Source organism: Pseudomonas idahonensis (genome assembly GCF_037903935.1).
In the GTDB taxonomy this organism is placed as follows: domain Bacteria; phylum Pseudomonadota; class Gammaproteobacteria; order Pseudomonadales; family Pseudomonadaceae; genus Aquipseudomonas; species Aquipseudomonas danubii.
The window spans coordinates 422,735-449,607 of sequence record NZ_CP149586.1 but is presented as its reverse complement, the minus strand read 5'-3'; the positions used below and the strand labels follow the sequence as shown (position 1 = coordinate 449,607).

The 26,873-nt window shown below is 63.4% G+C and carries 20 protein-coding genes and 1 pseudogene; 3 read left to right on the top strand and 18 right to left on the bottom strand.

The window, feature by feature from the left end; all coding sequences use genetic code 11:
* Window positions 1–2 precede the first annotated feature (2 nt).
* From WIN67_RS02035 to hutC, 10 genes are all read right to left on the bottom strand, one after another.
* Window positions 3–1,415: an amino acid permease gene (locus WIN67_RS02035; RefSeq protein ID WP_102882103.1), complete on the bottom strand. Its 1,413-nt coding sequence runs from the start codon at window positions 1,413–1,415 to the stop codon at window positions 3–5.
* Between the two features lie 156 nt (window positions 1,416–1,571).
* Window positions 1,572–3,110, bottom strand: a complete 1,539-nt coding sequence (gene hutH / locus WIN67_RS02030) for a histidine ammonia-lyase (RefSeq protein WP_102862768.1) — start codon at window positions 3,108–3,110, stop codon at window positions 1,572–1,574.
* A 116-nt stretch (window positions 3,111–3,226) separates the two neighbouring features.
* Entirely contained in the window at window positions 3,227–4,750 is a 1,524-nt protein-coding gene (locus WIN67_RS02025) for a histidine ammonia-lyase (RefSeq protein WP_339070574.1), read from the bottom strand.
* 69 nt (window positions 4,751–4,819) lie between these two features.
* A complete protein-coding gene (locus WIN67_RS02020) occupies window positions 4,820–5,650 on the bottom strand; it encodes a quaternary amine ABC transporter ATP-binding protein (RefSeq protein ID WP_110595378.1) in 831 nt (276 codons plus the stop codon).
* Complete coding sequence (locus WIN67_RS02015) at window positions 5,647–6,498, bottom strand: ABC transporter permease (RefSeq protein ID WP_102862765.1); 852 nt, start codon at window positions 6,496–6,498, stop codon at window positions 5,647–5,649. The genes WIN67_RS02020 and WIN67_RS02015 overlap by 4 nt, the downstream gene beginning before the upstream one ends.
* Window positions 6,499–6,570: 72 nt before the next feature.
* On the bottom strand, window positions 6,571–7,536 hold the full coding sequence (locus WIN67_RS02010) for an ABC transporter substrate-binding protein (RefSeq protein ID WP_102882106.1): 966 nt from the start codon (window positions 7,534–7,536) through the stop codon (window positions 6,571–6,573).
* Window positions 7,537–7,611: 75 nt separating this feature from the next.
* A complete protein-coding gene (locus WIN67_RS02005; RefSeq protein WP_339070573.1) occupies window positions 7,612–9,081 on the bottom strand; it encodes a cytosine permease in 1,470 nt (489 codons plus the stop codon).
* A 145-nt stretch (window positions 9,082–9,226) separates the two neighbouring features.
* Window positions 9,227–10,909, bottom strand: a complete 1,683-nt coding sequence (hutU, locus tag WIN67_RS02000) for a urocanate hydratase (RefSeq protein WP_339070572.1) — start codon at window positions 10,907–10,909, stop codon at window positions 9,227–9,229.
* Window positions 10,910–11,312: 403 nt separating this feature from the next.
* Window positions 11,313–11,885 carry a HutD family protein gene (locus WIN67_RS01995; RefSeq protein WP_306408200.1) on the bottom strand — a complete coding sequence of 191 codons (573 nt, stop codon included), beginning with the start codon at window positions 11,883–11,885 and terminating at the stop codon, window positions 11,313–11,315.
* Entirely contained in the window at window positions 11,882–12,631 is a 750-nt protein-coding gene (gene hutC, locus WIN67_RS01990) for a histidine utilization repressor (protein WP_102862760.1), read from the bottom strand. Before hutC ends, WIN67_RS01995 begins: the two co-directional genes overlap by 4 nt.
* 107 nt (window positions 12,632–12,738) lie before the next feature.
* Between hutC and WIN67_RS01985 the strand changes: the two genes are divergently transcribed.
* The gene (locus tag WIN67_RS01985) at window positions 12,739–14,103 is read left to right on the top strand and encodes a formimidoylglutamate deiminase (RefSeq protein WP_273907849.1); all 1,365 of its coding nucleotides are present in this window, start codon (window positions 12,739–12,741) and stop codon (window positions 14,101–14,103) included.
* An 85-nt stretch (window positions 14,104–14,188) separates the two neighbouring features.
* Here the strand turns inward: WIN67_RS01985 and WIN67_RS01980 are convergent, their stop codons facing one another.
* Genes WIN67_RS01980 through WIN67_RS01970 form a run of 3 tightly spaced genes read right to left on the bottom strand, consistent with a single transcriptional unit; the run spans window position 14,189 to window position 15,326 of the window.
* Window positions 14,189–14,758, bottom strand: coding sequence for a lipocalin family protein (locus WIN67_RS01980; RefSeq protein ID WP_102862758.1), 570 nt, complete (start codon window positions 14,756–14,758; stop codon window positions 14,189–14,191).
* A gap of 35 nt (window positions 14,759–14,793) precedes the next feature.
* Window positions 14,794–15,048: a hypothetical protein gene (locus tag WIN67_RS01975; RefSeq protein WP_339070571.1), complete on the bottom strand. Its 255-nt coding sequence runs from the start codon at window positions 15,046–15,048 to the stop codon at window positions 14,794–14,796.
* A 32-nt stretch (window positions 15,049–15,080) separates the two neighbouring features.
* On the bottom strand, window positions 15,081–15,326 hold the full coding sequence (locus WIN67_RS01970) for a hypothetical protein (protein ID WP_339070570.1): 246 nt from the start codon (window positions 15,324–15,326) through the stop codon (window positions 15,081–15,083).
* 3 nt (window positions 15,327–15,329) lie between these two features.
* Here WIN67_RS01970 and WIN67_RS30985 point away from each other — a divergent pair.
* Together WIN67_RS30985 and WIN67_RS30980 are read left to right on the top strand one after the other, a co-directional pair.
* Window positions 15,330–16,364, top strand: a pseudogene (locus tag WIN67_RS30985) (HAMP domain-containing protein); the annotation flags it as partial.
* A gap of 93 nt (window positions 16,365–16,457) precedes the next feature.
* Window positions 16,458–17,222 carry a methyl-accepting chemotaxis protein gene (locus tag WIN67_RS30980; protein ID WP_371826192.1) on the top strand — a complete coding sequence of 255 codons (765 nt, stop codon included), beginning with the start codon at window positions 16,458–16,460 and terminating at the stop codon, window positions 17,220–17,222.
* Window positions 17,223–17,292: 70 nt separating this feature from the next.
* Here the strand turns inward: WIN67_RS30980 and WIN67_RS01960 are convergent, their stop codons facing one another.
* From WIN67_RS01960 to WIN67_RS01940, 5 genes are all read right to left on the bottom strand, one after another.
* Window positions 17,293–17,895 carry a DUF924 family protein gene (locus tag WIN67_RS01960; protein ID WP_253084295.1) on the bottom strand — a complete coding sequence of 201 codons (603 nt, stop codon included), beginning with the start codon at window positions 17,893–17,895 and terminating at the stop codon, window positions 17,293–17,295.
* Window positions 17,896–17,898: 3 nt separating this feature from the next.
* Complete coding sequence (locus WIN67_RS01955; protein ID WP_123391557.1) at window positions 17,899–18,909, bottom strand: class 1 fructose-bisphosphatase; 1,011 nt, start codon at window positions 18,907–18,909, stop codon at window positions 17,899–17,901.
* 174 nt (window positions 18,910–19,083) lie between these two features.
* Window positions 19,084–20,463 (bottom strand): DUF3999 domain-containing protein, encoded by a 1,380-nt coding sequence (locus WIN67_RS01950; RefSeq protein WP_339070568.1) that lies wholly within the window; start codon window positions 20,461–20,463, stop codon window positions 19,084–19,086.
* Window positions 20,460–24,101: a DUF2339 domain-containing protein gene (locus tag WIN67_RS01945; protein WP_339070567.1), complete on the bottom strand. Its 3,642-nt coding sequence runs from the start codon at window positions 24,099–24,101 to the stop codon at window positions 20,460–20,462. The genes WIN67_RS01950 and WIN67_RS01945 overlap by 4 nt, the downstream gene beginning before the upstream one ends.
* Window positions 24,102–24,340: 239 nt before the next feature.
* Complete coding sequence (locus tag WIN67_RS01940) at window positions 24,341–26,791, bottom strand: glycogen/starch/alpha-glucan phosphorylase (RefSeq protein ID WP_339070566.1); 2,451 nt, start codon at window positions 26,789–26,791, stop codon at window positions 24,341–24,343.
* Window positions 26,792–26,873 lie beyond the last annotated feature (82 nt).

Sequence of the window (26,873 nt, the reverse complement as noted above, 5' to 3'; positions counted from 1 at the left end):
CGTTAATGATCAGTAGGTAAAGAAGAATCGACGCGGATCTGCTGAGCCTGCCCCGCCGCCGGCTTGACCCACAGCATATAGGCCACCACCAGCAGAATGATCCACACCACGCCCACCATCAGCGCCGCTTGAGTTTTCGGGAAATAGCCCAGCACGCCGAAGATGAACAGCATGAAGGCAATCGCCGCTGCCGGCGCCCAAGGCCAGAACGGCACCTTGAACTGCAACCGGGCCACTTGCTCGGCGGTCATGGAGCGGCGCATCGCCACATGGGTCAACAGAATCATCAGCCACACCCAAACCGTGGCGAAGGTGGCCAATGAAGCGATCAGCAGGAAGATGTTTTCCGGGATCAGGTAGTTCAGCACCACCCCCCCCAACAGCGTCACGGCCATCACCACCACGGTCATCCACGGCACGCCGGCCTTGGAAATCTGGGCAAAGCCCTTGGGCGCCTGCCCTTGCTGGGCCAGGCCGTACATCATGCGCCCGGCACCAAAGATATCGCTGTTGATCGCCGACACCGCCGCCGAAATCACCACGATATTAAGGATGGTGGCCGCCGAGCTGATGCCCAGGCTGTCGAAGATCTGCACGAAGGGGCTGCCCTGGGTGCCAATCTGCGGCCAGGGGAAAATCGACATCAGCACGAACAGGGTCAGCACATAGAACAGCAGGATGCGCAGCGGCACCGCGTTGATCGCCTTGGGGATGACCCGCTGCGGGTCCTTGGCCTCGCCGGCGGTGACACCGATGATCTCGATGCCGCCAAAGGCGAACATCACCACCGCAAAGGAAGCGATCACCCCGCTGATGCCATTGGGCATGAAACCGCCATGGGCCCAGAGGTTGCTGGCGCCGGTGGCCTGCTCGGTGGCCGCGCTGCCGATACCGAACAACATGATGCCGAAACCACCGAGGATCATAGCGATGATCGCCCCGACCTTGAGCAGCGACAGCCAGAACTCCATCTCGCCGAAAACCTTGACGCTGCACAGGTTCAACCCGCCGATGAGCAGGACGATGCCCAGCACCCAGATCCAGCGCGCCACCTCGGGAAACCAGAAGCCCATATAGATGCCAAAGGCAGTCACGTCCGCCAGACAGACGATCAGCATCTCGAACGCGTAAGTCCAGCCCAGGATAAAGCCCGGCAAGGGCCCCAGGTACTGGCTGGCGTACTGCCCGAAGGAGCCGGACACCGGGTTGTGCACGGCCATCTCCCCCAGGGCGCGCATCACCATGAACACCGCTGCACCACCAATCAGGTAGGCCAGCAGCACCGCCGGGCCGGCCATCTGGATGGCGGAGGCCGAGCCGTAGAACAATCCGGTGCCAATGGCCGACCCCAGGGCCATGAAGCGAATGTGGCGGGCCGTCAGCCCCCGACGTAATCCTGTTTCTTGCGATTGCATGTCATCGTCCCTTTTATTGTTATCGGACAAGTGCGCCCCGCGCCGGAGCGCGGGGCGGCAGAAGCGGACGCTCCGCGCCCGTCTTGCAGGTGAAGCGAACCCAATCGGGCCACCGCTCTCGGCCGAGCGCGGAGTGATCTGGCGGCCCGGCGTGCATTACAGGCTCGGCAACAACTGGGCTGGCAGCAGCCCATTCAGGCACCGCGAAGCCAACAACTCGCTGGCCGCGTTGATATCCGGTGCAAAGAAACGGTCCTTCTCGTAGTACGCCACCTTCTCGCGCAGGGTGGCGCGGGCTTTTTCCAGGGTCGGCGAGGTTTTCAGGCCTTCGCGCAGGTCCAGGCCCTGACAGGCCGCCAGCCATTCCACGGCCAGCACACCGCGGGTGTTCTCGGCCATTTCCCACAGGCGCTTGCCGGCGGCCGGCGCCATGGAAACGTGGTCTTCCTGGTTGGCGGAAGTGGGAATGCTGTCCACCGAGTGCGGGTGGGCCAGGGCCTTGTTCTCGCTGGCCAGGGCCGCAGCGGTCACCTGGGCGATCATGAAGCCGGAGTTGACCCCGCCATTGGCCACCAGGAACGGCGGCAGCTGGGACATGTGCTTGTCCATCATCAGCGAGATACGGCGCTCGCTCAGGGACGCGATCTCGGCGATGGCCAGGGCCATGTTGTCGGCCGCCATGGCCACGGGTTCGGCGTGGAAGTTGCCACCGGAAATCACATCGCCTTCGGCAGCGAACACCAGCGGGTTATCGGACACCGCGTTGGCTTCGACCACCAGCACTTCGGCGGCCTGGCGGAACTGAGTCAAGCAGGCGCCCATCACTTGCGGCTGGCAACGCAGGGAGTACGGGTCCTGGACCTTGTCGCAGTTCTGGTGCGAGGCGGACACCTCGGTGCTGTCCCCCAGCAAGGCGCGATAAGCCGCAGCGGTATCGATCTGCCCGCGCTGACCGCGAGCGGCGTGAATCCGTGGGTCGAACGGCGAGCGCGAACCCAGCACCGCTTCCACCGTCAGGCCGCCGCACACCAGAGCACCGGCAAACAGGTCTTCACCTTCGAACAGCCCGCGCAAGGCGAACGCGGTGGACACCTGGGTGCCGTTAAGCAGCGCCAGGCCTTCCTTGGCGGCCAGGGTCAGCGGCTTGAGGCCGGCGACTTCCAGGGCCGCGGTCGCTTCCAGCCACTGGCCCTTGTAGCGCGCCTTGCCCTCACCCAGCAGCACCAGGGACATGTGGGCCAAAGGCGCCAGGTCGCCGGAAGCGCCCACCGAGCCCTTGAGCGGGATATGCGGATAGACCTCGGCGTTGATCAGGGCGATCAGGGCATCGATCACCTGACGGCGGATGCCGGAGAAACCGCGGCTCAGGCTGTTGACCTTGAGCACCATGATCAGGCGCACCAGATCGTCGCTGATAGGCTCGCCCACGCCAGCGGCATGGGACAGCACCAGGGAGCGCTGGAGGTTTTCCAGATCGGCGCTGGCGATGCGGGTCGAAGCCAGCAGGCCAAAACCGGTGTTGATCCCGTAGGCGGTGCGGTTCTCGGCGAGAATCTGCTCGACACAAGCGACGCTGGCGTCGATCTGCGCCGAGGCGCTGTCATCCAGGGTCAGGGTCAGCGGCTGCTGATAGATGGCCCGCAGTTGGGCCAGGGTCAGTTGGCCGGGAATCAGGTTTAGCGCAGTCACATTCATGCTCCTTTTGAGAGTTTTGTAATAACTACCAGTCGCTCCGGAAGCTTCCGTTATCCGTCGTCATTCGCGGTTTTGCGCGAGTGACGCCTTGGCACGCTGGTGATGGAAAAAACGGTTCATTGCACCTTGGAAAAGCGTTTGTGCAGCAGCTCCGGGTCCTTGAGCAGGGCCGCAGCGCTGGCAATGTCCGGCGCCAGCCAGCGGTCCTGGTCATAGGCCGGGACCCGCTCGCGCAGCAGGCACCAGGCGATACCGGTGCCGGTGCCGAAACGCTGCTCCTTGAGAAACTCGAAAGCCTGGGCCGCCAGCAGGTACTCGATGGCCAGGATCTGGGTGCAGTTCTCCAGCACCTGATGCAGCTTCAGGGCGGCATTGGTGCCCAGGCTCAGGTGGTCCTCCTGCAGGCCCGAAGTCACGTAGTTGTCCAGCACCGCCGGCTGGGCCAATTGACGGTTCTGGGCACACAGCGAAGCCGCTACGTATTGCACGATCATCATTCCGGAGTTGACCCCGGGCTCGCTCACCAGGAACGCCGGCAAGCCGCTGACATGGGGGTTGATCAAGCGGTCCAGGCGACGTTCGGCAATGGAGCCGATCTCGGCCATGGTGATGGCCAGCAGATCCGCCGCCAGCGCCACCGACTGGCCATGGGGATTGGCCTGGGACACCACCCGGTAGTGGTCCGGGGTGCCCAGCAGCAACGGATTGTCGGTCGCGCCATTGAGCTCGGTTTCCACCTGTTTGACCGCATGGGCCAACTGATCCCGGGCTGCACCATGTACCTGGGGAATGGAGCGGATACTCAAGGCGTCCTGGGTGCGGATGCCGCGGCTAGCGGCGATGACTTCACTGCCATCGAGCAAGGCCCGCAGGTTGCTGCCCACCACCTGCATGCCGGGGTGCGCCTTGAGGGCAATGATCTGGGCATCGAAGGCGTCGATCTGGCCCCGCTGGGCTTCGAAGCTCATGGCGCCGATCACGTCGGCCCACTGCAACAGGCGACTGGCATCGGCCAGGGCCAGGCAACTCAGGCCCGTCATGCACGGCGTGCCGTTGACCAGGCACAGGCCATCCTTGGCCCCCAGTTGCACCGGCTGCAGCCCCTCTTCGGCCAGGGCCTGTTCGGCGCTGACAACACGACCGCGATAGCTGACCTGACCGACGCCAAGCAAGGCGATGCCAATGTGGGCCATATGGGTCAGATAACCCACCGACCCCTGGGACGGCACCTGTGGAGTGATGCCGCGATTGAGCAGGGTCAGCAGCGCCTCGACCACTTGCCGGTGGATGCCGGATTTGCCGTGGCTGTAGTTGATGATGGCGGCACAAAGGATCGCCCGGGTCTGCTCATCGGCCAGCGCCGGCCCGACACCGCAGGCATGGCTGAGCAAGGTGTTGCGCGACAGCTGGCTGAGTTGCTCACCGGCCAGCACCACGTTGCACAAGGCGCCAAGGCCCGTGCTGATGCCATAGGCCCGTTCGCCACTGTCCACCACCTGGCGGACGATGGCCTGGGCATTGTCGATACGCGCCCAGGCCTGGGCCGAAAGCGCCAGCTGCGCGCCATGACGGGCGACAGCGACAACATCCTGCCAAGCCATAGGGGCGTCGGCGATAACGATTTTTTCAGCCTGGGACATCGGGGACCTCTTCTTGCAAACCTTGGGTTGTCTGCCGCTTTGCCGGACCTTTGGCCGGCAAGCCGGCTCCTACACGGTGGCGGCACGGCGCTGGACGAAACGATCGACGTACTCATCCGCCGGCGAATGCAGGATCTCCTTCGGCGTACCCACCTGGATCAGGCGGCCGTCCTTGAGGATCGCGATGCGGTTGCCGATGCGTACCGCCTCGTCCAGGTCGTGGGTGATAAAGACGATGGTCTTGTGCAGGGTCTTCTGCAGCTCCAGCAGCTGGTCCTGCATCTCGGCGCGGATCAACGGGTCCAGGGCGCTGAAGGCTTCATCCATGAGGATGATGTCGGTGTCCGCGGCCAGGGCCCGGGCCAGGCCGACCCGTTGGCGCATGCCGCCGGACAGCTGGTGCGGGTACTTCTTCTCGTAGCCCTTGAGGCCCACGGTGTTGATCCAGTGCAGGGCCCGCTCGGCGCACAGCGACTTGCTCTCGCCACGCACCTTGAGGCCGTAGGCGACGTTGTCCTGAACATTGCGGTGGGGCAGCAGGCCGAAGCTCTGGAACACCATGCTGATCTTGTGCCGGCGAAATTGGCGCAGGGCTTCCATGTCGTATTGCAGGATGTCTTCGCCATCCACCAGGATCGCCCCGCTGGTGGGATCGATCAGACGGTTGAAGTGGCGCACCAGGGTCGACTTGCCGGAACCGGACAGGCCCATGATGACGAAGATCTCACCGGTGCCGATGCTCAGGGACAGATCATTGACCCCCACCACGCAGCCGGTCTGGGCCAGTACCTGATCCTTGCTCTGGCCCTGGCGGATCATCGCCAGGGCATCAGAGGGGCGGTTGCCGAATATCTTGAAGACGTTCCTGACTTCGATCTTGCTCACGGCAGCACTGCTCATTTGCTCACCTCATGACGTGGACGACCGTAGGCCTGGGTAATGCGGTCGATCACCACCGCCAGAATCACGATCGCCAACCCCGCTTCCAGGCCGCGCCCGACGTTGAGGGTCTGGATTCCCACCAGCACATCCTCGCCCAGGCCGCGGGCCCCGATCATCGAGGCGATCACCACCATCGACAGGGCCATCATGGTGGTCTGGTTGATCCCCGCCATGATGCTTGGCAGGGCCAGAGGCAGTTGCACGCCGAACAGCTGTTGCCAGCGGTTGGCGCCGAAGGCGTTGATCGCCTCCATCACTTCACCGTCCACCTGGCGGATGCCCAGGTCGGTAAGACGAATCAGCGGCGGTGCGGCATAGATCACCGTGGCGAAAATCGCCGGCACCTTGCCCAGGCCGAACAGCATCAGCACCGGGATCAGGTACACGAAGCTGGGCATGGTCTGCATGATGTCCAGCAGCGGCATCAATACCGAACGCAAGCGGTTGCTGCGAGCCGAGAGAATCCCCAGGGGAATGCCGATCAGCACCGAGATCACGGTCGCCACCAGCATCAGCGCCAGGGTCTGCATCAGCTTGTCCCACAGGCCGACGGCGCCCACCAGGAACAGCAGGCCGACAATCACCGCCGTGGTCAGCAGCTTGCGGGTGGAGTGCCAGGCGATGCCGCCGACAATCGCCAGCATCAGCCACCAGGGCGCCATGCGCAGCAGGCCTTCAAGGTTGACGATGGCCCACAACAAGGTGTCGGAAATGTGCCGGAACACATCACCGTAATTGGTCACCAGGGAGTCGACCCAGCCGTTGACCCAGTCGGCGATGGAAAAGGTGAAGCTTTCTGGAAACATAAGAAACTCTCGATCAAAGGAGGTTGTGGTCCAGCCTCCGACGGCTCTTGTGAACCGTCGGAAAAGCCCGACCTACAAGGCCGCGTCGATTTTCCTGGCAGCGTCGTCGCTGACCCATGGGTGCCAGACTTCAGGATGTTCCTTGAGGAAGAGTTTCGCCAGTTTCGGCGACTCGATGCGTTCGCGGGTCATGCGCGCCAGATTCTGGTTAAGCAGATCGATGGGCAGGTTGGCCTTGGCCAGTACCGCCACCAGTTCAGGAGCTTCGTCATGGAAGGTCTTGGACAGGCCGACCTTGATGCTCACGCTCTTGTCGACGCCGGGTTTCTCCTCCAGCTTGACCAGATCCACCTGGCCCATGAGCGGGGTCGGCGACCAGTAGTAGAAGAGAATCGGTTCGCCACGCTTGTAGCTCGACAACACCGCCGCATCCAGGGCCGGGCCGGTGCCCGGGCGGAAGTTGGTGTAGCTGCTTTCCAGGCCGTAGCTCTTGAGCATCTCGCTGTTGTCCAGCTCACAGGTCCAACCGGCCGGGCAGTTGTAGAAGCGGCCCTTGCTCGGTTCTTCCGGGTCTTTGAACACGCTGGCGTACTGGCCCAGGTCGGCGATGTTTTTCAGGTTTGGCGCCTTGGCTTCGAGCTTGCGCTTGGCGTCGCCCTCAATCACATAGCGCGGCACATACCAGCCTTCGACGGCTCCCACCACCGGCGCGCCGACGCCCACCACCTTGCCGGCCTTCTCGGCCTTGTTCCACACCTCGCTGCGGCCCACCCACTCTTCGGCGAAGACCTGGATGTCATTGCTGCCCAGGGCGTTCTCCATGGTGATGGAGTTGCCCGGCAGGCTATCGGTCTTGCAGTCATAGCCCTTCTCCAGGACGAACTGCAGGACGTCAGTCAGCAACATGCCGCTTTCCCAATTCAGGCCGGCAAACTTCACCGGTTTGCCCGACTCGCACCAGCCGGCCGCCTGGGCGCCGGAAGCGGCCAGCAAGCCCATGGACAGCAACGTGGTCAGCAGGGTCTTATGCATTTTCATTGTGTGACGCTCCTAATCGTGAGTTGACTTACGACAGTTAAGAGGCATCCAGCCCTGTCCACGTCCCATCAAGACTCACACCGCAGCAGCGCGACGGGCCTGACTCAGCTTTTGTTCGTTGGGCGCGTCCTGCTCTACCGGCAGGATCAGGTGCTCGGGCACCGCGCCATGCCACTTCTTCGCGCAGACGTAGTACAACGCCGCGGGCACCACCAGGCCGATGATCCAGGAGATATCGGTATCGCCCAGACTCGCCACCAGGGGGCCGGTATAGAAGTGGGTGGAGATGAACGGCATCTGGACCAGCACGCCGAACACATAAATAGTGATGCCCATGGCATTCCAGCGCCCATAGCGGCCGTCCGGGTTGGACAGTGCCGGGATGTCATAGCGCTCTTTGGTGATGCAATAGAAATCCACCAGGTTGATCGCGCTCCAGGGCGTGAAGAACGCCAGCAGGAACAGGATGAATGACTTGAACGCACCGAGGAACGAGTGCTGGCCCAGCAGCGCGATCAGGGTCGCGGTGCCGACAATCAGCAACACCACGATCAGCCGCTGCAAGCGCGTCACTTTAAGCTCGCCGCGAAAACCGCTGATGATGGTGGCAATGCACATGAAGCTGCCGTAGGAGTTCAGCGTCGAGATGGTCACCTTGCCGAAAGCGATGCTGAAGTAGAGCAACGCGGCAATAGCACCACTGCCGCCCAGGCCGACGATGTAGGCCACTTCACGACCGGCGAACTGGCCCTGGGACAGGGCCGCGGCAAACACCCCGAGCACCATCGCCACCTGGGCACCGATCACCGAACCGGCACCCGCGGCGAGGAAGGTCTTCAATGGCGACGTCTTGCTCGGTAGGTAGCGCGAATAGTCGGCGACATAAGGCCCGAAAGCGATCTGCCAGGATGCGGCCAACGACACCGCCAGGAGGAAGCTGCTCCAGCTGAAGTGCCGAATCGCCAGCAAGGCGCTGACGTCGGTCTGGCTCAGCAGCCGGCTGAACAGGTAGAAAAAGGCGATCACGCCGATCACGCTGGCAACCCGGCCGATGTAGTGAATCACCCGATAGCCAAGCACCGTGACCAGCACGATGACGCTGGCGAACATCAGGATGCCAAGACTGTCGCTGACACCGAACATCTGGCCCAGCGCCTGACCGGAAAGCACCGCGCCGGTCGCGGTGAACCCCAGGTACATCAGGCACACCAGCACCATCGGGATGGCCGCGCCATAGACCCCGAACTGCACCCGACTGGAAATCATCTGCGGCAGGCCGAGCCTCGGTCCTTGCGCCGCATGCAGGGCCATCACCCCGCCGCCCAGCAGTTGGCCGATCAACAGCCCGATCAACGACCAGAACACATCACCGCCCAACACCACCGCCAGAGCGCCGGTGACGATGGCCGTAATCTGCAGGTTGGCACCCAGCCACAGGGTGAACTGGCTCAAGAGACGACCGTGTCTTTCCGCTTCCGGGATGTAGTCGATCGAACGCTTTTCGATCAACGGCTTGCTGCTTGCACGATCATTCGCTAAAGCCATGGACATCAAACCTCTATGGGCACTGCAGACGATTTCCACTGTAGGAGCGAGCTTGCTCGCGAGGCGGTGCAGCTGATGCACCGTAGTGCTTGCTTCGCCAGCAAGCTGGCTCCTACAGGGAGAGTGGGGTGAGCCGATGCTGCGGTTACTTACCGGTGATCATCGGCAGGTTCAGGCCCTGTTCCTTGGCGCAGTCGATGGCGATCTGGTAGCCGGCGTCGGCGTGACGCATGACCCCGGTGGCCGGATCGTTGTGCAGCACCCGGGCAATCCGCTCGGCCGCTTCATCGGTGCCGTCGCAGACGATGACCATCCCCGAATGCTGGGAGAAGCCCATGCCGACACCGCCACCGTGGTGCAGGGAAACCCAGGTCGCACCACTGGCAGTGTTCAACAGGGCGTTGAGCAGCGGCCAGTCGGACACGGCGTCGGAGCCGTCCTGCATGGATTCGGTTTCACGGTTCGGGCTGGCCACCGAGCCGGAATCCAGGTGGTCGCGGCCGATGACGATCGGCGCCGACAGCTCGCCGCTGCGCACCATCTCGTTGAACGCCAGGCCGAGCTTGGCGCGCTGGCCCAGGCCAACCCAGCAGATCCGCGCCGGCAGGCCCTGGAAGCTGATGCGCTCGCGCGCCATGTCCAGCCAGTTGTGCAGGTGGGCATCGTCAGGGATCAGTTCCTTGACCTTGGCGTCGGTCTTGTAGATGTCCTGCGGATCACCGGACAGCGCCGCCCAACGGAATGGACCGACACCACGGCAGAACAGCGGACGGATGTAGGCCGGGACGAAACCTGGGAAGTCGAACGCATTTTCCACGCCCTCTTCCTGGGCCATCTGGCGGATGTTGTTGCCGTAGTCGAAGGTCGGGACACCCATCTTCTGGAAGGCCAGCATGGCTTTGACGTGCTCGGCCATGGACTGCTTGGCGGCCTTGATCACGGCAGCCGGCTCGGTCTTGGCGCGGTCGCGGTACTGCTCCCAGGTCCAGCCTTTGGGCAGGTAGCCGTTGAGCGGGTCGTGGGCGCTGGTCTGGTCGGTGACCATGTCCGGACGCACGCCACGGCGTACCAGTTCCGGCAGGATTTCTGCAGCGTTGCCACACAGGGCGATGGAGATCGCGCGGCCTTCGGCGGTGTACTTCTTGATGCGTGCCAGGGCGTCGTCCAGGTCGGTGGCCTGCTCGTCGACGTAGCGGGTCTTGAGGCGGAAGTCGATGCTGGTCTGCTGACACTCGATGTTCAGCGAGCACGCCCCGGCCAGGGTCGCGGCCAGCGGTTGCGCGCCGCCCATGCCACCCAGACCGGCGGTCAGGACCCAGCGCCCCTTGAGGTTGGAGTCGTAATGCTGGCGACCGGCTTCAACGAAGGTTTCATAAGTGCCTTGGACGATGCCCTGGCTACCGATGTAGATCCAGCTGCCGGCGGTCATCTGGCCGTACATGGCCAGGCCCTTGGCGTCCAGTTCATTGAAGTGCTCCCAACTGGCCCAGTGCGGCACCAGGTTGGAGTTGGCGATCAGCACCCGTGGCGCGTTGCTGTGGGTCTTGAACACGCCCACCGGTTTGCCGGACTGCACCAGCAGGGTCTCGTCGTCATTCAGCTGGGTCAGGGCTTCGACGATCTTGTCGTAACACTCCCAGTTGCGCGCGGCACGACCAATGCCACCGTAGACCACCAGTTCCTTGGGGTTTTCGGCCACTTCCGGGTCGAGGTTGTTCATCAGCATGCGCAGCGGCGCTTCGGTCAGCCAGCTCTTGGCGGTCAGCTTGTTGCCACGTGCGGCGCGGATTTCGACATTGCGGAATTTGGTGGGTTTGCTGTCAGTCACGGAAAAACTCCTCGGCGATGAGTCCAAGGTGCGAAGAGGATTCCATCGACTCTTACGCACACATATTTACTTGTACATACAAGCATATGCAATCAAGCGGCCAACTCGCTTGAGACGTACCTGAAAAACCTTAAGAGCAAACCGCAAGCCTTGCTGGACAAGGCTTTCAACAGGGCGAGAATTTTCCAGAAAAGTTTTTTGGCCGCAGCGAAGCTGTTACCAAAACCCGGTTTTGCGCTGTGCTGGGGCGTTCGGTAACAAACTGGTGCGCGAGAGAAACAGCAATTGCAGGGAGATGTGCGCCAGTTCTGCACGGCAGGTGCGGACTGGGGTTCTGGGGCAGCGAGGGAACGAATAGAAGCCGGTAGCAGGCCGTATCCCAGCCTGCACCTAGCCACAATGATCAGATGGCGGTGAGTTCGATGACGCAGCAGCGTCCATCGGTGGCGATTTCCATAACCCCGGCATTGTCATCCAGGCGCAGGCAGTCATAACGCCCCAATGCCTGCACCGGGATGCTGCCCGTGTCCACCCAGGTCTGCTCGGCAACACTGAACACCAGCACGGTGTGCGCCTGGGTGAAGAAGCGTTGCTGACCATCGAACCACTGCAAGCGGGCGACGTAACGCTCAGGGCAATAGATCAGGTTGAAATCGCGGATCGCGCCCTCCAGCAGGGTGCAATTCACCTGGCTGGCACCGCTGAAGGCAAAGGGGTCCAGGGGCAGCAAGGGCCGTATCTCTTCGCCATCGACCGTCAGTTGCATGCCCGCACCCTGCAGCACGGTGATGATCCGCTGATAACCGGCAAAGCTGGAAAAGCCGCCGGATTCGCCGATATCGGCAATCGACAGGCGCCAGCCAAAACCTTCCAGGCCAGTGCCGGCGTCACGAGTGATTTCTTCGGTGCTGCCGCCGCCGTTTTTCCATGGCATGCGCGGGTAGTCGGCGGCACGTAACAGAGTGGACTGGATCATTTATGAAAGCGCCCTTCCAGACGATGACGGGAACCGGGGTGGATCAAGCGGGCGGCGGTCACCGGCTGGCGCCCGGACCAGGTGCGACGCCGAATCAACAGGCACGGCTCGCCACGCTCGATCTGCAGCAGCTCGCACTCTTCGGGCTCGGCGAGAATCGCCTCCACCACATGCTCGCCCTCGGTCAGGGGGGCGACCTGGGACAGATAGGCGTAAGGGGTTTGCAGGGTGAAGTCCTGCTTGAGGTACTCCGGCGCCACCAGGGCGTTGACGAAGCGATCCTCGATCTGCACCGGGATGTCGTTCTCGAAATGCACGATCAGCGAGTGGAAGACTCGCTGCCCTTCGCGCATGTCCAGGGCCAGGGCGCGCTCGGAACCGGCAGCCTCTTCGCCCAGGGTGACGACCCGGCAGGTGTGGCGATGACCGCGGGAGGCGATCTCGTCGGCAATGTTGTGCACTTCGAACAAGGCCGATTGGCTCTTGGGTTCGGCGACGAAGGTCCCCACGCCCTGCATGCGCACCAGCATGCCCTCAGCGGTCATTTCCCGCAGTGCGCGGTTGATGGTCATGCGGCTGAAGCCCAGCTGATTGACCAGCTCGCTTTCCGAGGGAACGCGGTAATGCGGCGGCCAGTTTCCGCTCTCGATCTGCTGGGTGATCATCTGTTTGACGCGGGCATACAAGGGCGCCGGACTATCGCCCAGATGGGCAGCCAGCGGCGATTTGGCAGGCGGAGTCGGCACGGGAAATCCTTGTTGAGCAAAAAAGGTGACTAGCTTGCCGGAGTTTACCGAGCAGGCAAACGTCTGTATATGTATATACAAATAACACACGATGGGGTGCTTGAACCATGTCCGCCTTCTTCGCCGAACGCGCGCTGCTGCCTGATGGATGGGCCAACCATGTACGTCTTGAAGTCAGTGCCGACGGCCTGCTGACTCACATCCAGGCCAACGCCAGTGCAGAAGGTGCAGAACAGCTCAAGGGCCCGCTGCTACCCGGCATGCCCAACCTGCATTCCCACGCGTTCCAGCGAGCCATGGCCGGGCTGGCGGAAGTGGCCGGCAACCCCAACGACAGCTTCTGGACCTGGCGCGACCTGATGTACCGCCTGGTGGGCAAGATCAGCCCTGAACAGTTGGAGATCATCGCCCGCCAGCTGTACATCGAGATGCTCAAGGCCGGCTACACCTCAGTGGCGGAATTCCACTATGTGCATCACGACACCGACGGCCAGCCCTACGCCGACCCCGCCGAGCTGTCCCGACGCATCAGCCAGGCGGCCGCCAGCAGCGGTATCGGCCTGACCTTGCTGCCCGTGCTGTACAGCCATTCGGGATTCGGCGGCCAGGCCCCCAATGACGGCCAACGCCGCTTTATCAACAGCACGGAAAACTACCTCCAACTGCAACAGCACTTGCAGCCCCTGCTGGCGCAACAGGCCAACCAGCAGCTGGGCCTGTGCTTTCACTCGTTGCGCGCGGTCACGCCACAGCAGATCAGCGAAGTCCTGGCCGCCAGCGACCGCCAATGTCCCGTACACATCCACATCGCCGAACAGCAGAAGGAAGTCGACGACTGCCTGGCCTGGAGCGGACGCCGCCCGCTGCAATGGTTGCATGAGAACGTCGCGGTGGATCAACGCTGGTGCCTGGTCCACGCCACTCACGCCAATCCGGAAGAAGTCAGCCTCATGGCCGAAAGCCGGGCCATTGCCGGCCTGTGCCTGACCACCGAGGCCAACCTGGGCGACGGTATCTTCCCGGCGGTGGACTTCCTCGCCCAGGGCGGACGCCTGGGCATCGGCTCCGACAGCCACGTGTCTTTGAGCGTGGTGGAAGAACTGCGCTGGCTGGAGTATGGCCAACGCCTGCGGGACCAGCGTCGCAACCGCCTGTACCGCGCGGACCAGCCCATGGTCGGCCGCACTTTGTACGATGCCGCGCTCGCTGGCGGCGCTCAGGCGCTGGGGCAACCCGTAGGTACATTGGCCGTGGGCAAGCGCGCCGACTGGCTGGTGCTGGATGGCAACGACCCTTACCTGGCCACCGCGGATGGCGACGGGATTCTCAACCGTTGGTTGTTTGCCGGCGGCGACCGCCAGGTACGGGATGTGATGGTGGGTGGTCAGTGGGTGGTGCGTAACGGACGTCACGCCGCCGAAGAAGACAGTAGCCGGGCCTTCACCCAAGTCCTGCGCGAGCTGCTCAACTGACCCCAAGTTCGTAGGAGCCGACGTGCTGGCGAAAGCATTCTCACGAACGCCTTCGCCGGCCAGCCGACTGCTACAGGGAATGAATCTATTTCGAGGTCTTGGCCATGGCCGAGTCCGACACCCGCCAGATCAGTCGCGTGGTGTCGTAGCCCTGCTGACGCGCCTTGCTCAGCAACTCTTCACGCACCGTCTCATTGACCTCCTTGGTCCGCGACAGCAACCACAGGTAACGGCGGTTGGGATTGCCGACAATCGCGGTCTTGTAGTCATCGCTGACATACAGCACCCAGTAGTCGCCCTTGGTCGCCCCCGGCAGCAGCCGCGAGAACCAGTTATCGAACTCGACCCACAGCTTGTCGGTCTTGCCCGGCACCTGAGGCGTTGCCGTGCCACGAGCCTCCTCCCACTTCCACTCCGGGGTCAGGCAGCGGTTGAGCACCGCCACGTTGCCCTCCGGCAACAGGGTGTAGCGGGCCTCGGATTGCGCACAGTTACGCTGGAAATACATCGGCAACCGCGCCAGCTCGTACCAGGTCCCCTGGTAACGCTTGAGATCGACGTGGTTGACGGTCTTGGGCGCCAGCGAATCGTCCCGGGACGTGGCGCAGCCGGCCAAGAGCAGGCCGACCAGAAGAGTGAAAACAAAACGCATCATTATTTTTCTCCCGTGGGCCCGAAGCCCCGGTTTTTTTACTTCAGGCCTTGCCCGGAAAACATCAGAACCTTGTCACCGGCATACTGCACGCTGATAAAGCTGTTCTTGTCGCCCCAGGTGCAGCTGGACATGCCCAGCGCGCCCGAACAGTCAGTCGGCTTGCCCAGGAGTTGTTCAACCTCGGCCTTGGGCATGCCCGTCGAGAGCTTGGAATAGTTTTCCTGATTGACCTTGCTGCACGCAGCCAGCAGCACGCAGAACGACAACAGAGCGAGAGAACGCAGGGACATGGTGAACTCCTGGACGAAAGGGGGAAGGCCTGTCAGCCAACCAGAAGCTTAGAAGAGAAAACCCCCTTCTGGTTCCCCGCTCGGCCGGGTATTTCTTGCCCGGTGCTCCGGGCATTTTCCCGGTAAATCAAAGACCTTTTCGCCTTGCCCTGCTGTTCGTCGGTTTTTCTCCACGAGGCCTCATCTTCAGTAATAGCCAGTCGACATAACTGCAGCGCAAAGCCCTCCACTGTGGCAAATTGACGCCCCTCGTTGACCAGCCCATCGCGGTAGTTCACTTAATGACCAGCAATATGAAATTCAGCCACAAGATCCTGCTTGCCGCCGCCCTTGTGGTGGCCGTCGCGTTCGCCTGTTTTATTCTGTTCAATGACTACCGACAGCGTGAGGCCCTGCGCAGCAGCACCGAGTCCACCATGCAGGAACTGGGCAGCCTGACCACCAGCAATATCCAGACCTGGCTGGAAAGCCGCATCCAGCTCCTGCAGTCTCTGGCCCAGCAGATCGCCGTGGACGGCAACGGCGCCGAGAGCCTGAAACGCAGCGTCGGCCTGCCTGCCTATACCAGCAACTTCCAGCTCAGCTACTTCGGCGGCCAGGACGGCGTGATGTTTTCGGTGCCGGCCGGCAATCGCGCCGCCGACTACGACCCCCGCGCCCGCGGCTGGTACAAGGCGGCCACCGGCGCGCAACGGACCATCGTCACCGAACCCTACATCGCCGCTTCATCCGGCAAACTGGTGATCACCGTGGCCACCCCGGTGCAGCATCAGAACCAGATGATCGGCGTGGCCGGCGCCGATATCGACCTGTCGAGCATCAGCGCCATCATCAACTCGCTGAACTTCGGCGGTCATGGCCAGGCCTTCATCGTCAGCGCCGACGGCAAGATCCTCATCCACCCCGACAGCAAACTGGTGCTCAAGAGCCTCGCCGAAGCCTATCCCGCGGGTGCCCCGAGCATCAGCCCCGGCCTGAAAGAAGTGCAGCTGAACGGCAAGACCCAGTTCATCTCCTTCACCCACGTCAACGGCGTGCCCTCGGCCGACTGGTACGTGGCCCTGGTCCTGGACAAGGACACCGCCTTCGCCGTGCTCAGTGAATTTCGCACCTCGGCGATCATCGCCATGCTGATCGCGGTGGTGATCATCATCAGCCTGCTGGGCATGCTGATCCGCATCCTGATGCAGCCGCTGCACGTGATGGGCCGGGCCATGCACGACATCGCCGAAGGCGAAGGCGACCTGACCAAACGCCTGGTGATCCATGGCCACGACGAATTCGGCACCCTGGGGGTGTCGTTCAACCGTTTCGTCGAACGCATCCACAGTTCGATCCGCGAAGTGTCCTCGGCCACCGGCCAGGTCAACGAAGTGGCCCTGCGCGTAGTCGCCGCCTCCAACTCGTCGATGTTCAACTCCGACCAACAGGCTTCGCGCACCAGCAGCGTGGCCGCGGCCATCAACCAACTGGGCGCCGCCGCCCAGGAAATCGCCCAGAACGCCGCCCTCGCCTCGCAGCACTCCAGCGAGGCCCGCAGCCTGGCGCAAGACGGCCAGCAAGTGGTGGATCAGACCATCGCCGCCATGCATCAGCTGTCGGCAAAGATCAGCAGCTCCTGCGACAACATCGAGACCCTCAACAGCAACACGGTGAACATCGGGCAGATCCTCGAAGTCATCACCAGCATTTCTCAGCAGACCAACCTGCTGGCCCTCAACGCCGCCATCGAAGCGGCTCGCGCCGGTGAGGCCGGACGCGGTTTCGCGGTGGTAGCGGACGAGGTGCGTAACCTCGCCCACCGCACCCAGGATTCGGCGCAGCAAGTGCAGAAAATGATCGAGGAGCTGCAAGTGGGCGCCCGTGAAGCGGTGGGCACCATGACCGAGAGTCAGCGTGAGAGCGAAAGCAGCGTCGGCATCGCCAACCAGGCCGGCGAACGCCTGGGCAGCGTGACCCAGCGCATCGGCGAAATCGACGGCATGAACCAGTCGGTGGCCACCGCCACCGAGGAGCAGACCGCGGTGGTGGAATCGATCAACGTCGACATCACCGAAATCAACACCCTGAATCAGGAAGGGGTGGAAAACCTGCAAGCCACCCTGCGCGCCTGCGCCGACCTGGAACAACAGGCCAAGCGCCTGCAGCACCTGGTGGGCAGCTTCCGTATCTGAGGAGCAACTTCGCCGGCAAGCCGGCTCCTACCACTCTTCCGTAGGAGCCGGCTTGCCGGCGAAAGCGCGCTTAAAAACGCGAACCAGGCTCGCGCAGGAAAGCCAGCTCCTCGGCAGTGGACTCACGACCGAGGATGGCGTTGCGATGGGGAAAGCGCCCGAAGCGGGCAATGATTTTCTGGTGCCGTTCGGCGTAGTCCAGCTGATCGGCGAACACCGGACGATCTTCCTCCGGTTGTTCGTCGTGCAGGGCGGCAAAGCGGGAAACCCCTTCGTTCTGCACCGCCAGGTGCTCGCAATGCTCGAACACCAGGTAGATGAAGCTGCGTTGCATGGCCGGCAAGCGCCGGTCGAGGTCCGCGGCAATGCCTTGCGCCACCAGTGCCTGGGCACGGGTATCGCCGGAGAACGCCTTGGGCGTATCGCGATAGATCATCCGCGGCAACTGATCGAGCAACAGCACCAGGGCCAGCCAACCTTGGGGACTTTGCGTCCACTCGGTCAATCCGCCAGCCAGTGCCTGCTCCACCAGACCACCAAAGCGCTGGCGCGCTTCGAGGTCCTGGCTGTCGCGTTTGCCAAACCACAGCCTGCCCTTGGCAGCGACCACCTCTGCCGGCTTTTCGGCTGAACCGAACCACCAATCAAGCAGAGGCTGCCAGGGCGCGGCCATGTCTTACTCCTCGTGGTAGCCCGTCACACGAGCCACTTCTTCCTTGGAACCAAGGAATACGGCAACACGCTGGTGCAGGCCTTCGGGTTGAATGTCGAGGATGCGCTGGCGACCGTCGGTAGAAGAACCGCCAGCCTGTTCGATGAGGAAGGACATCGGATTGGCTTCGTACATCAGCCGCAGTTTGCCCGGCTTCTCCGGCTCGCGGCTGTCGCGTGGGTACATGAACAAGCCGCCACGAGTCAGGATACGGTGCACGTCGGCGACCATGGCCGCCACCCAGCGCATGTTGTAGTTCTTTTTCAGTGGCCCGGTGTCGCCGGCCAGCAGCTCACTCACGTAGCGCTTGACCGGGGCTTCCCAGTGACGCTCGTTGGACATGTTGATGGCGAATTCCTGGGTGGATTCCGGGATCTTGATGTCTTCGTGGGTCAGCACGAAGCTGCCCATTTCACGGTCCAGGGTGAAGCCCTTGACGCCATGACCCAGGGTCAGGATCAGCATGGTCTGCGGGCCGTAGATGGCGTAACCGGCAGCAACCTGCTGGGTGCCCGGCTGCAGGAAGGCCTTTTCGTTCAAGGCTTCGTTCTGGCTCAGGTACTCGTTCGGGCAACGCAGCACCGAGAAGATGGTGCCAACAGGCGCGTTGATATCGATGTTCGACGAACCGTCCAGCGGGTCGAATACCAGCAGGTAGGCGCCTTTCGGGTATTTGCCCGGGATCTGGTAGGCATTGTCCATTTCCTCGGACGCCATGCCGGCCAGGTGACCGCCCCATTCGTTGGCTTCCAGGAGGATCTCGTTGGAGATCACGTCGAGCTTCTTCTGCACTTCGCCCTGCACGTTTTCCGTGCCCATGCTGCCCAGAACACCACCCAGGGCGCCTTTGGACACAGCGTGGCTGATCTCCTTGCAAGCACGCGCCACCACTTCGATCAGGAAGCGCAGATCGGCAGGAGTGTTGTTGCTGCGGGTCTGCTCAATCAAATAGCGACTCAGGGTAACGCGGGACATGGAAGGCTCCGGAGGAATGGGGGACTAAAAACCCGCGCAGTTTAACGCGAGTCGGGGCGCATTTCCTCCTCTCAGACAGGGAACCGGCAGATAGAGTTCAGGCACCGGTTTCAGCGTAGCCACAAAACCCCAGGCATGACTGGCCACAGCGCCCTCTGCCATCCCCGCAACCGCTCAGGATTTGACCGCCGGCTTGCGCAGCAGACTGAAGGCCATGCCGGCCAATGCCAGCACCCCCAGGAGCAGCACCGCCCACAGGCCGATTTTTTTCCAGTCCGGCCCGCTGGCCACGGCGACGTCCGGCGACGCCGCAGTGGACGTCGTCAATTGCGCCTCGCCTTCGACCTTGGCCTGGCCCAGTTCCTTGAGACGCTGCGGACTGTAGTCAGGAATCAGGGTGGCCAACGGCAGGTTGGCCGCTGTTGCGGTCGGGTTGCCCAGCGCCAGGGTATAGGGCCCGGCGCCACGAGCCAGGAACACCAGTTGCGTGCCGCGCACGGCAAATTGCAGGGTCGGCGCCTCGACGCCCAGGCCGCCGCCACGCTCATCCACTGTCAATTTGAGCTGCTGCACGGTCTGCCCCGGCAATTGCAGTTCGTTCTGCTGCACGTCCTGGCCATTCTGGGTCAGGCGGTACAGCAGGCCATTGCTCAGGGGCTGCCAGGGCAGGCTGCTCTCACGGCGTCCGTACAATGTTGCGGGCGCCAAGCTATTGGCCTGTTTGAGCTCGACCCGCACGCGCTCGACATTCAGCCCCTTGGGCAACTGCCAACTGTACTCACCGGCCTTGGCGGCCGTGCCGCCCAGCGGTTGCGACCACACCAGCGGCGACGGCAGGCTGCTGGTGGTGCTGCTCTGCAACTGCGCGGAAATGAGCACCGGCGCCGCCTGCGGGGTGTTCCACAGTAAGCGCAGGTAGCGTGCCGACTGCCCGGGCAAAGCCACCTCATGCTGCTCGACCCGCTCGTCGGCAAACGACAGCCGTGCCACCTGGCCTTCTCCCCAGGATTGCCAGTGCTGCAGATCGTCACTGGCCTCGATGCTGAAACGCTGGAAACCGTCGCGCTCACTGGTCCAGTCCAGCACCAGTTGTTGCAGCGGCGCCTTGATGGCGCTGGCATCCAGCAACCAGCCTCGCAGGACTTCTTCACCCGCCTCCAACTCAGTGGCCGGCTGCACTTCCACCAGCGTGCCATTGGTGTTGGACTGCACCCGCACACTGGGGATGCTGTCGCCAGCTTGCGCCGAGTTGTACAGCGGGAACCACTTCACATCAGCAAGGCTGCGCTGCTCGCGAGTCTGCGCCTGCTGACGGGCCACGGCATAGGCCTGGGGCTCGCCGGCGGCGTTGAACACGCGAACATCCCGCAGATCGGTCTGGCTGGCCTGGAGCTGCACGGCGAGCGGCAGCTCCAGGCGGTACCAGGGGCCTTCACCGCTCAGGGTCAAGGGCACCTGGGACTTGAAGTCCCCGGGCTTGTCCTGGGCCACGGCGGACAGTGCCACACACAGGCCCGCAGCCCCCCACCAGCCCAGGTTCAACTTCTGACTCAAGACGACACTCCTTCATTCAAGGGCTTGCCGGCTTCAGGCTCGGCCTCGACCCGCTTGGGCGGCAAGGGGGCGAAATAACCCACCACCAGCAACAACACACCGACCCCGATGAAAGAGACGATCCGCGCCAGCCCGCCACGGTTGCTCAACTCCACCAGGAACAGCTTGGCCACCACCACGGCGATCAACGCCGCGCCGATCAGCCAGACTTCACGGCGATGGCGCACATGCCCGCCAATCATCAAGCCCAGGGCAATCAGGGTCCAGACGATGGACAGCCCGGCCTGGACCATCATCGACTCAAGCAACGCATCCGCCTGGAACGGCACGCCGCTCCAATGGTGAGCAGCGCGCATGACCAGCACAGTGAAGAAGGCGAACAGGGAAACCCCCGCCACCAACTGGGCGCCGCGCTCGGCGTAATCGCTCCGAAGCGCCAGCACCTGCACCGCGCTGCGGGACCACACATACACCCCGAACAGGGCAAACAGCAGCCCCAGCTCCAGGGGATTGAGCAGCGGCAAGTAAGGCAACGGCTCGGCACGGCCGTCGCTGAAGGTATTGGCCAGCCAGAACCAGCCCAGCATCAACACCGCCAGGGGCAGCGCGGCATACAGGCGGTACTCCCTGGAATGCGCGGCAACCGGCCACGGCCAATGGCGCGGCGTGGCCATGGCCACCAGGTACAGGCTCGGCAGGATCGCCCAGCCCAGCCAGCGCCAGGCGTTGTACTGCTCGGACAACAGCAGCAAGGCGTAGCGCAGTTCCAGCGCCAACACCCCCAGCAGCAGCCAGCAACCCAGCACATGGGCGATGCTCAGGACCCGCGTCGGCAGCCATGCCGCCAGGCGCCGCAGACTGAAGAAGTGCACGGCAAACAGCAGGGTCCAGGCCAGCCAGCCCAGATCCGCCGCCGGGTGATAACGCGGTGCCCAAGCCGCCAGCAGCACCAGGGCGCCCACCGGTATCAGCAGGCTGCACACCAGCCCCAGGGACTTCCACTGCAGGCGCACCGCCAGCAGCGCGCAGAGCAGCACGCTGGCGGCGGTGATCAGCAGCAACAGGCTCGCCTGCCAATGGGCCGGGGCGAAACGCAGTACCTCCTTGAGCCAAGTAAAGGCCCACCAGCAAGCCCCCCAGGCCAACAACAGGTCAGACAGGCGCCCCAGACTCAAGGCATTGAACGCCGAGCCATGATGGCCCCGCTGCAAGCGCCAGGCCCCTACCAGCGCCGCCAGGGCCAGGACCATCGGCGTCCAGAAGTCGCCATTGGCCAGGGGCCGCGCAGCGTCCGCCACCGCCACGAAATACCAGTCCGAGCCGGCCAGCAGGAAGGTGCTGCCGCCAATCACCTGGAGCACCAGGCCAAAGACAAAACTGGCCCGCTGCTGCAAGTACAGGCTGAGCCAGATGATCAACAGCCCGCTGGCGGCCCAGACCCCACTGGCGGTACGCCAAGGCAGCACAAACAGCACCGCCAGGTTGATCATCATCAAGCCCGCCAGCAGCACCACCGACAGCCCCCGCAACAAGCGCGGGTCGTTGCGCACCATGTCATTGCGGGCGGCCAGGAGCATGCCGCCAATCAGCGCCAGCCCAATCAGCGAGGCGCTCATCAGGCCGCTCCAGCCGGCACTGAAGACCGCGCTGGCGTCGCCGTCCGCCCCTTGCAGGCGCATCAGGAACAAGGCCCCGCCGAGCAACTGGACGCCAAATGCCGTGAACAGGAAGGCCCGCGATTGCAGGCGCAGGCCGACCCACAAGGTCACCAGCCCGGCCAGGGCCCAACTGATGGCCGTGCCCTGGGTGAAGAAGAACAAGGGCGCCAGCAGATACAGGAAACCCAGCCCAAGCACCCCCAAGAGCGGCGCAATGCCCTGCTCCCAGGTCGAAGGCAAGGACTTATCGGCCCGTCGCAGTTGGTCGAAGCTGAACAGCAACGCGCCACCGAGCAGCAATGCCCCCAAAGGCGCACCGGCCAGCAGGCTGGTGTTCCCGGGACTCAATTCGCTGAGGAAAGCCAGGGCCGAGCCCACCTGCAACAGCAAGGCGAAGGCCCGGGCCAATGGCCGCTGCTGACGCAGGCCGAGCCAGAAGATCCCCGCGCCCTCCACGGCCCAGGCCGCGGACGTCCAGCGCGCATCCAGACCCAACGGAATGGCCAGGCTGGCGAAAATCACCCCCAGGGCCAGGCAGGTTTCCCCCAGCAACAGGGCGCGACCGCCCATCAGCACCCGCGCCAGGACCATGTAGATCAAGCCCAGGGCCAGGGCACTGAAAGACGCCGCGAACTCCAGATGCCGGACCAGCGCCAGTTGCAAACCGAAAGCCACCAACGGCGGGCCGAAGAGCAGGCTGCCATCGACGTAGTCACCCTTGCGTGCGGACCAGTGCAGCAGCGCCTGACGATCAGCGTCCGCCGGAGCATCGGTCATTTCCAGCAGCTTGCGCCGGGTGAACAGCAGGCCAATGGCCAGGTACATGAGGAAGAACAGGATCAGGAACGGCTCGGTACTCCACAGCAGCTCCGGGGCATAGGAGCGCAGGCCCCAGGCGAAACCGATGCCGAAGGTGCCGACAAAGCCGATCAGGTTCAGCAGGCGCCAGGCCTTGAACCAGGCAATGCCGAGGATGCCGGCATTGAGCAGGGCGAAGTAGCTGAACAGCGCCACATGGCTGCCGGCGCCGGTGGACGTCAGGATGGGCGCGGCAAAACCGCCCAGGGCGGCGGCCGCCGCCAGACCCAGGGCATCCTGGGTAATGGCCAGGATCGCCGAAAACACGGTCACGGCCACCAGCAGGCCCAAAGCCGCAGAAGGGTCGAGCAACGGATGCAGGCGCATGGCCGCGAACACCGTCAGGTAGAGCACGGCGATGCCGGTGCCCTGGAGCATCAGCGCGTAATTGCTGTTGCGTCGCCGCAGCCACCAACCCAGCCCCAAGAGGCCCAGGGAGCTGGCCGCCACTCCGGCATAACGCAATTCAATGGGCACCACCATGCCTTCGGTGGCATAGCGCAGGAGGAAGGCCAGGCCGAGGAACAACAGCACCACGCCGACCCGCAGCACGGTGTTGCCGCCAAACAGCCAGTTGCGTGCACCGCTGATGGCGCGCTCGATCAGGTTCGGTTGCAGGTCCACAGGGGCGGCAGCTGGCTGTGGCTCCCGGGACGCCACCTGGGGCCCGGGTTGCCAGACCGACTCCGGCAGCGGCTGGCTGGTTTGGATTGCCGCGGCAGGACGCACCGCAGCGGGCAGTTCCCAGACCAGCTCGGGAGCAGCCGGCTCCACAGGCTGGACTTCATCAAGAATGAATTCAGGCAGGTCTTCGCGTTCCGCCGCGGCGCTCGTGCCTGCGCGAGCCTCGGCAAGCGGGGCATTGACCAGGGGGGCGGCCGCAGGTTCGGCGGCGGGGCTAGCGTTGCTTTCCAGCAGCGCAAGACGCTGGCCCAGGGTGGCCAGGGCCTTTTTCGCCTGTTCCAGCTCGCGGTGCTGGTCGACAACCTGACGATGCAGGGCGCCGAAGCGAATGGCCAGGCCGACAGCCAGGCCCAGCAGGGCACCGATCAGGGCATCACTGATGGACTCATCAACGATCCACCCCAGCACCAACCCCAACAGCATGAACATCCATTGCATGTGTCGATATCCCTAAGCGGTCCACTAAAGGACAGGTACAGCTGTGTTGACGCGTTCGCCGGCAAGCCGGCCCCTACGGAGATTGTAGGCGCCGTCTTGCCGGCGAAGGTCTGTCCCCGATTGGAAGCCGAGCGTGGCCCGAAAGACACCATCCGGGAGATAAAATCGGCGCTCAGTATATCGACCCGACCCAACAAACGTTGGGCCTTATGCACAGTTTGAGAATTCTCCCAAACGCCTCACTCCAGCGCCTTCCAGATCTGCGTGGCGTATTCACGGATGGTCCGGTCCGAAGAAAACCAGCCCATGCGCGCCGTGTTGAGCACCGCCGAACGCCACCATTCCTTGGCGTCGTGCCAACGCTCCTCGACCCGAGCCTGGGCACTCCAGTAGGCATCGAAATCGGCGCAGACCAGGAACCGGTCGTAGTCGATCAGCGAATCGATCAGCCCGGTGTAACGCGACGGATCATCCGGGGAGAACACCCCGCCACGAATCGCCTGCAGCACATCGCTGAGCCGATGGGAGGCGGCGATATCCGGCACCGCGCTGAATTCGCCATTGCGCTTGCGGGCCTCCACCTGCTGGGCGCTGAGACCGAAGATGAACATGTGTTCGGCGCCCACCTGCTCGCACATTTCGACGTTGGCACCATCCAGGGTGCCGATGGTCAGGGCGCCGTTGAGGCCGAACTTCATGTTGCTGGTGCCCGAAGCCTCGAAGCCGGCGGTGGAGATCTGCTCCGACAGGTCGGCGGCGGGAATGATGCTTTCCGCCAGGCTGACGTTGTAGTTGGGCAGGAACACCACTTTGAGCAAGCCACGTACAGTCGGGTCGCTGTTCACCGTACGGGCGATGTCGTTGGTCAGTTTGATGATCAGCTTGGCCTGGTGATAACTGGCGGCCGCCTTGCCGGCAAAGATCTTCACCCGGGGCACCCAATCGGTTTCCGGCTCGGCGCGGATCGCCTGGTACAGCGCCACGGTATGCAGCAGGTTGAGCAACTGGCGCTTGTACTCGTGAATACGCTTGACCTGCACATCGAACAGCGCCGCCGGGTTGACCGCGATGCCCAGGCGCTCATGGATGATCGCCGCCAAAGCACGCTTGCTGTGCAGCCGCTGTTCGGCGAACTGCTTGCGAAAGGCGGCTTTCTCGGCGAAGGGTTCCAGCCCCAGTAGCAGCGCCTCGGGATTGTCCAGCAGCTCGGGGCCCAGGACGTCCACCAGCATTTCGGTCAGTTGCGGGTTGGCCTGATACAGCCAGCGGCGGAAGGTGATGCCGTTGGTCTTGTTGTTGATCCGCTCCGGGTACAGCTTGTGCAGCTCGGAGAACACCGTGCTGCGCATCAGCTGGGTGTGCAGGCCGGACACGCCATTGACGCTGTGGGAGCCGAGGAACGCCAGGTTGCCCATGCGCACCCGGCGGCCGTTGTCTTCCTCGATCAGCGACACCGCCCGCAGCACGTCGAAATCGTGCATGCCCTTGGCCCGCAACGAGTCGATGTGCTGGGCGTTGATCAAATAGATGATCTGCATGTGCCGCGGCAGCATGCGTTCCATCAGGCCCACCGGCCAGGTTTCCAGGGCCTCGGGCAACAGGGTGTGGTTGGTGTAGGACAGGGTTTGCACGGTGACCTGCCACGCTGCATCCCAGGCGCTGCCGTGCAGGTCCACCAATTGGCGCATCAGCTCGGCCACGGCGATCGACGGGTGGGTGTCATTGAGCTGGATGGCCGCGTGCTCGCCGAGGCTGAGCACCGAGTCGTGCATGTTCTTGTGGCGCCGCAGCAAATCCTGCAACGACGCCGAGACGAAAAAGTACTCCTGGCGCAGACGCAGTTCCTGGCCCGCCTCGGTGCTGTCGGCCGGGTACAGCACCCGGGAGATGCTCTCGGCCCGGGCCACTTCCGCCACCGCCCCCAGGTGGTCACCGGCGTTGAAACGCTCCAGGTGCAAATCCTCCATGGCCCGGGCCCGCCACAGACGCAAGGTGTTGACGCTGGCCCCACGCCAGCCCACCACCGGGGTGTCATAGGCCACCGCCCTGACGGTTTCCACCGGCCGCCAGACCTGGCGAATGTTGCCCGCTTCGTCGGTCACGCTGTCGACGCTACCGCCAAAGCCGATGGAGTAGATCACCTCGGGGCGCTCGAACTCCCAGGGGTTGCCGAAATCCAGCCAGTGTTCGGTCTGCTCCTGCTGCCAGCCGTCGACAATCGCCTGGCGGAACAGGCCGTGCTCGTAACGGATACCGTAGCCGTGACCGGCCAGGCCCAGGGTCGACATGCTCTCCATGAAACACGCCGCCAGGCGCCCCAAGCCACCATTGCCCAGTGCCGCATCGGGCTCCAGCAGGCGGATGCGTTCCAGGTCCACCCCCAGATCGGTGAGGGCCTCGCGGGCCACGTCCAGCAGACCAAGATTGCTCAGGCTGTCAAACAGCAAGCGACCGATCAGGAACTCCAGGGACAGGTAATACACCCGCTTCTGACCCTTGCGGTACATCTGTCGCGTGTGATCCATCCAGTGATCGACCATATGGTCCCGCGCCGCCAGGGCAATGGCCTCGAACCAGTCGTGGTCGAAGGCGTGATCCGGGTCTTTGCCAACCGCGTAGGTGAGTTTGGTCAAGACGGCTTCGCGAAAGGCGGCCACCTCAGCGTCACGAACAAGGGATTCCTGAGTCATCGATACGACCTCTGACGAGATACACAGTGAGCATGGAATGGTCTGAGCCTAGTCGGTCTGACACGGAGCGAAGGCTCTGGTT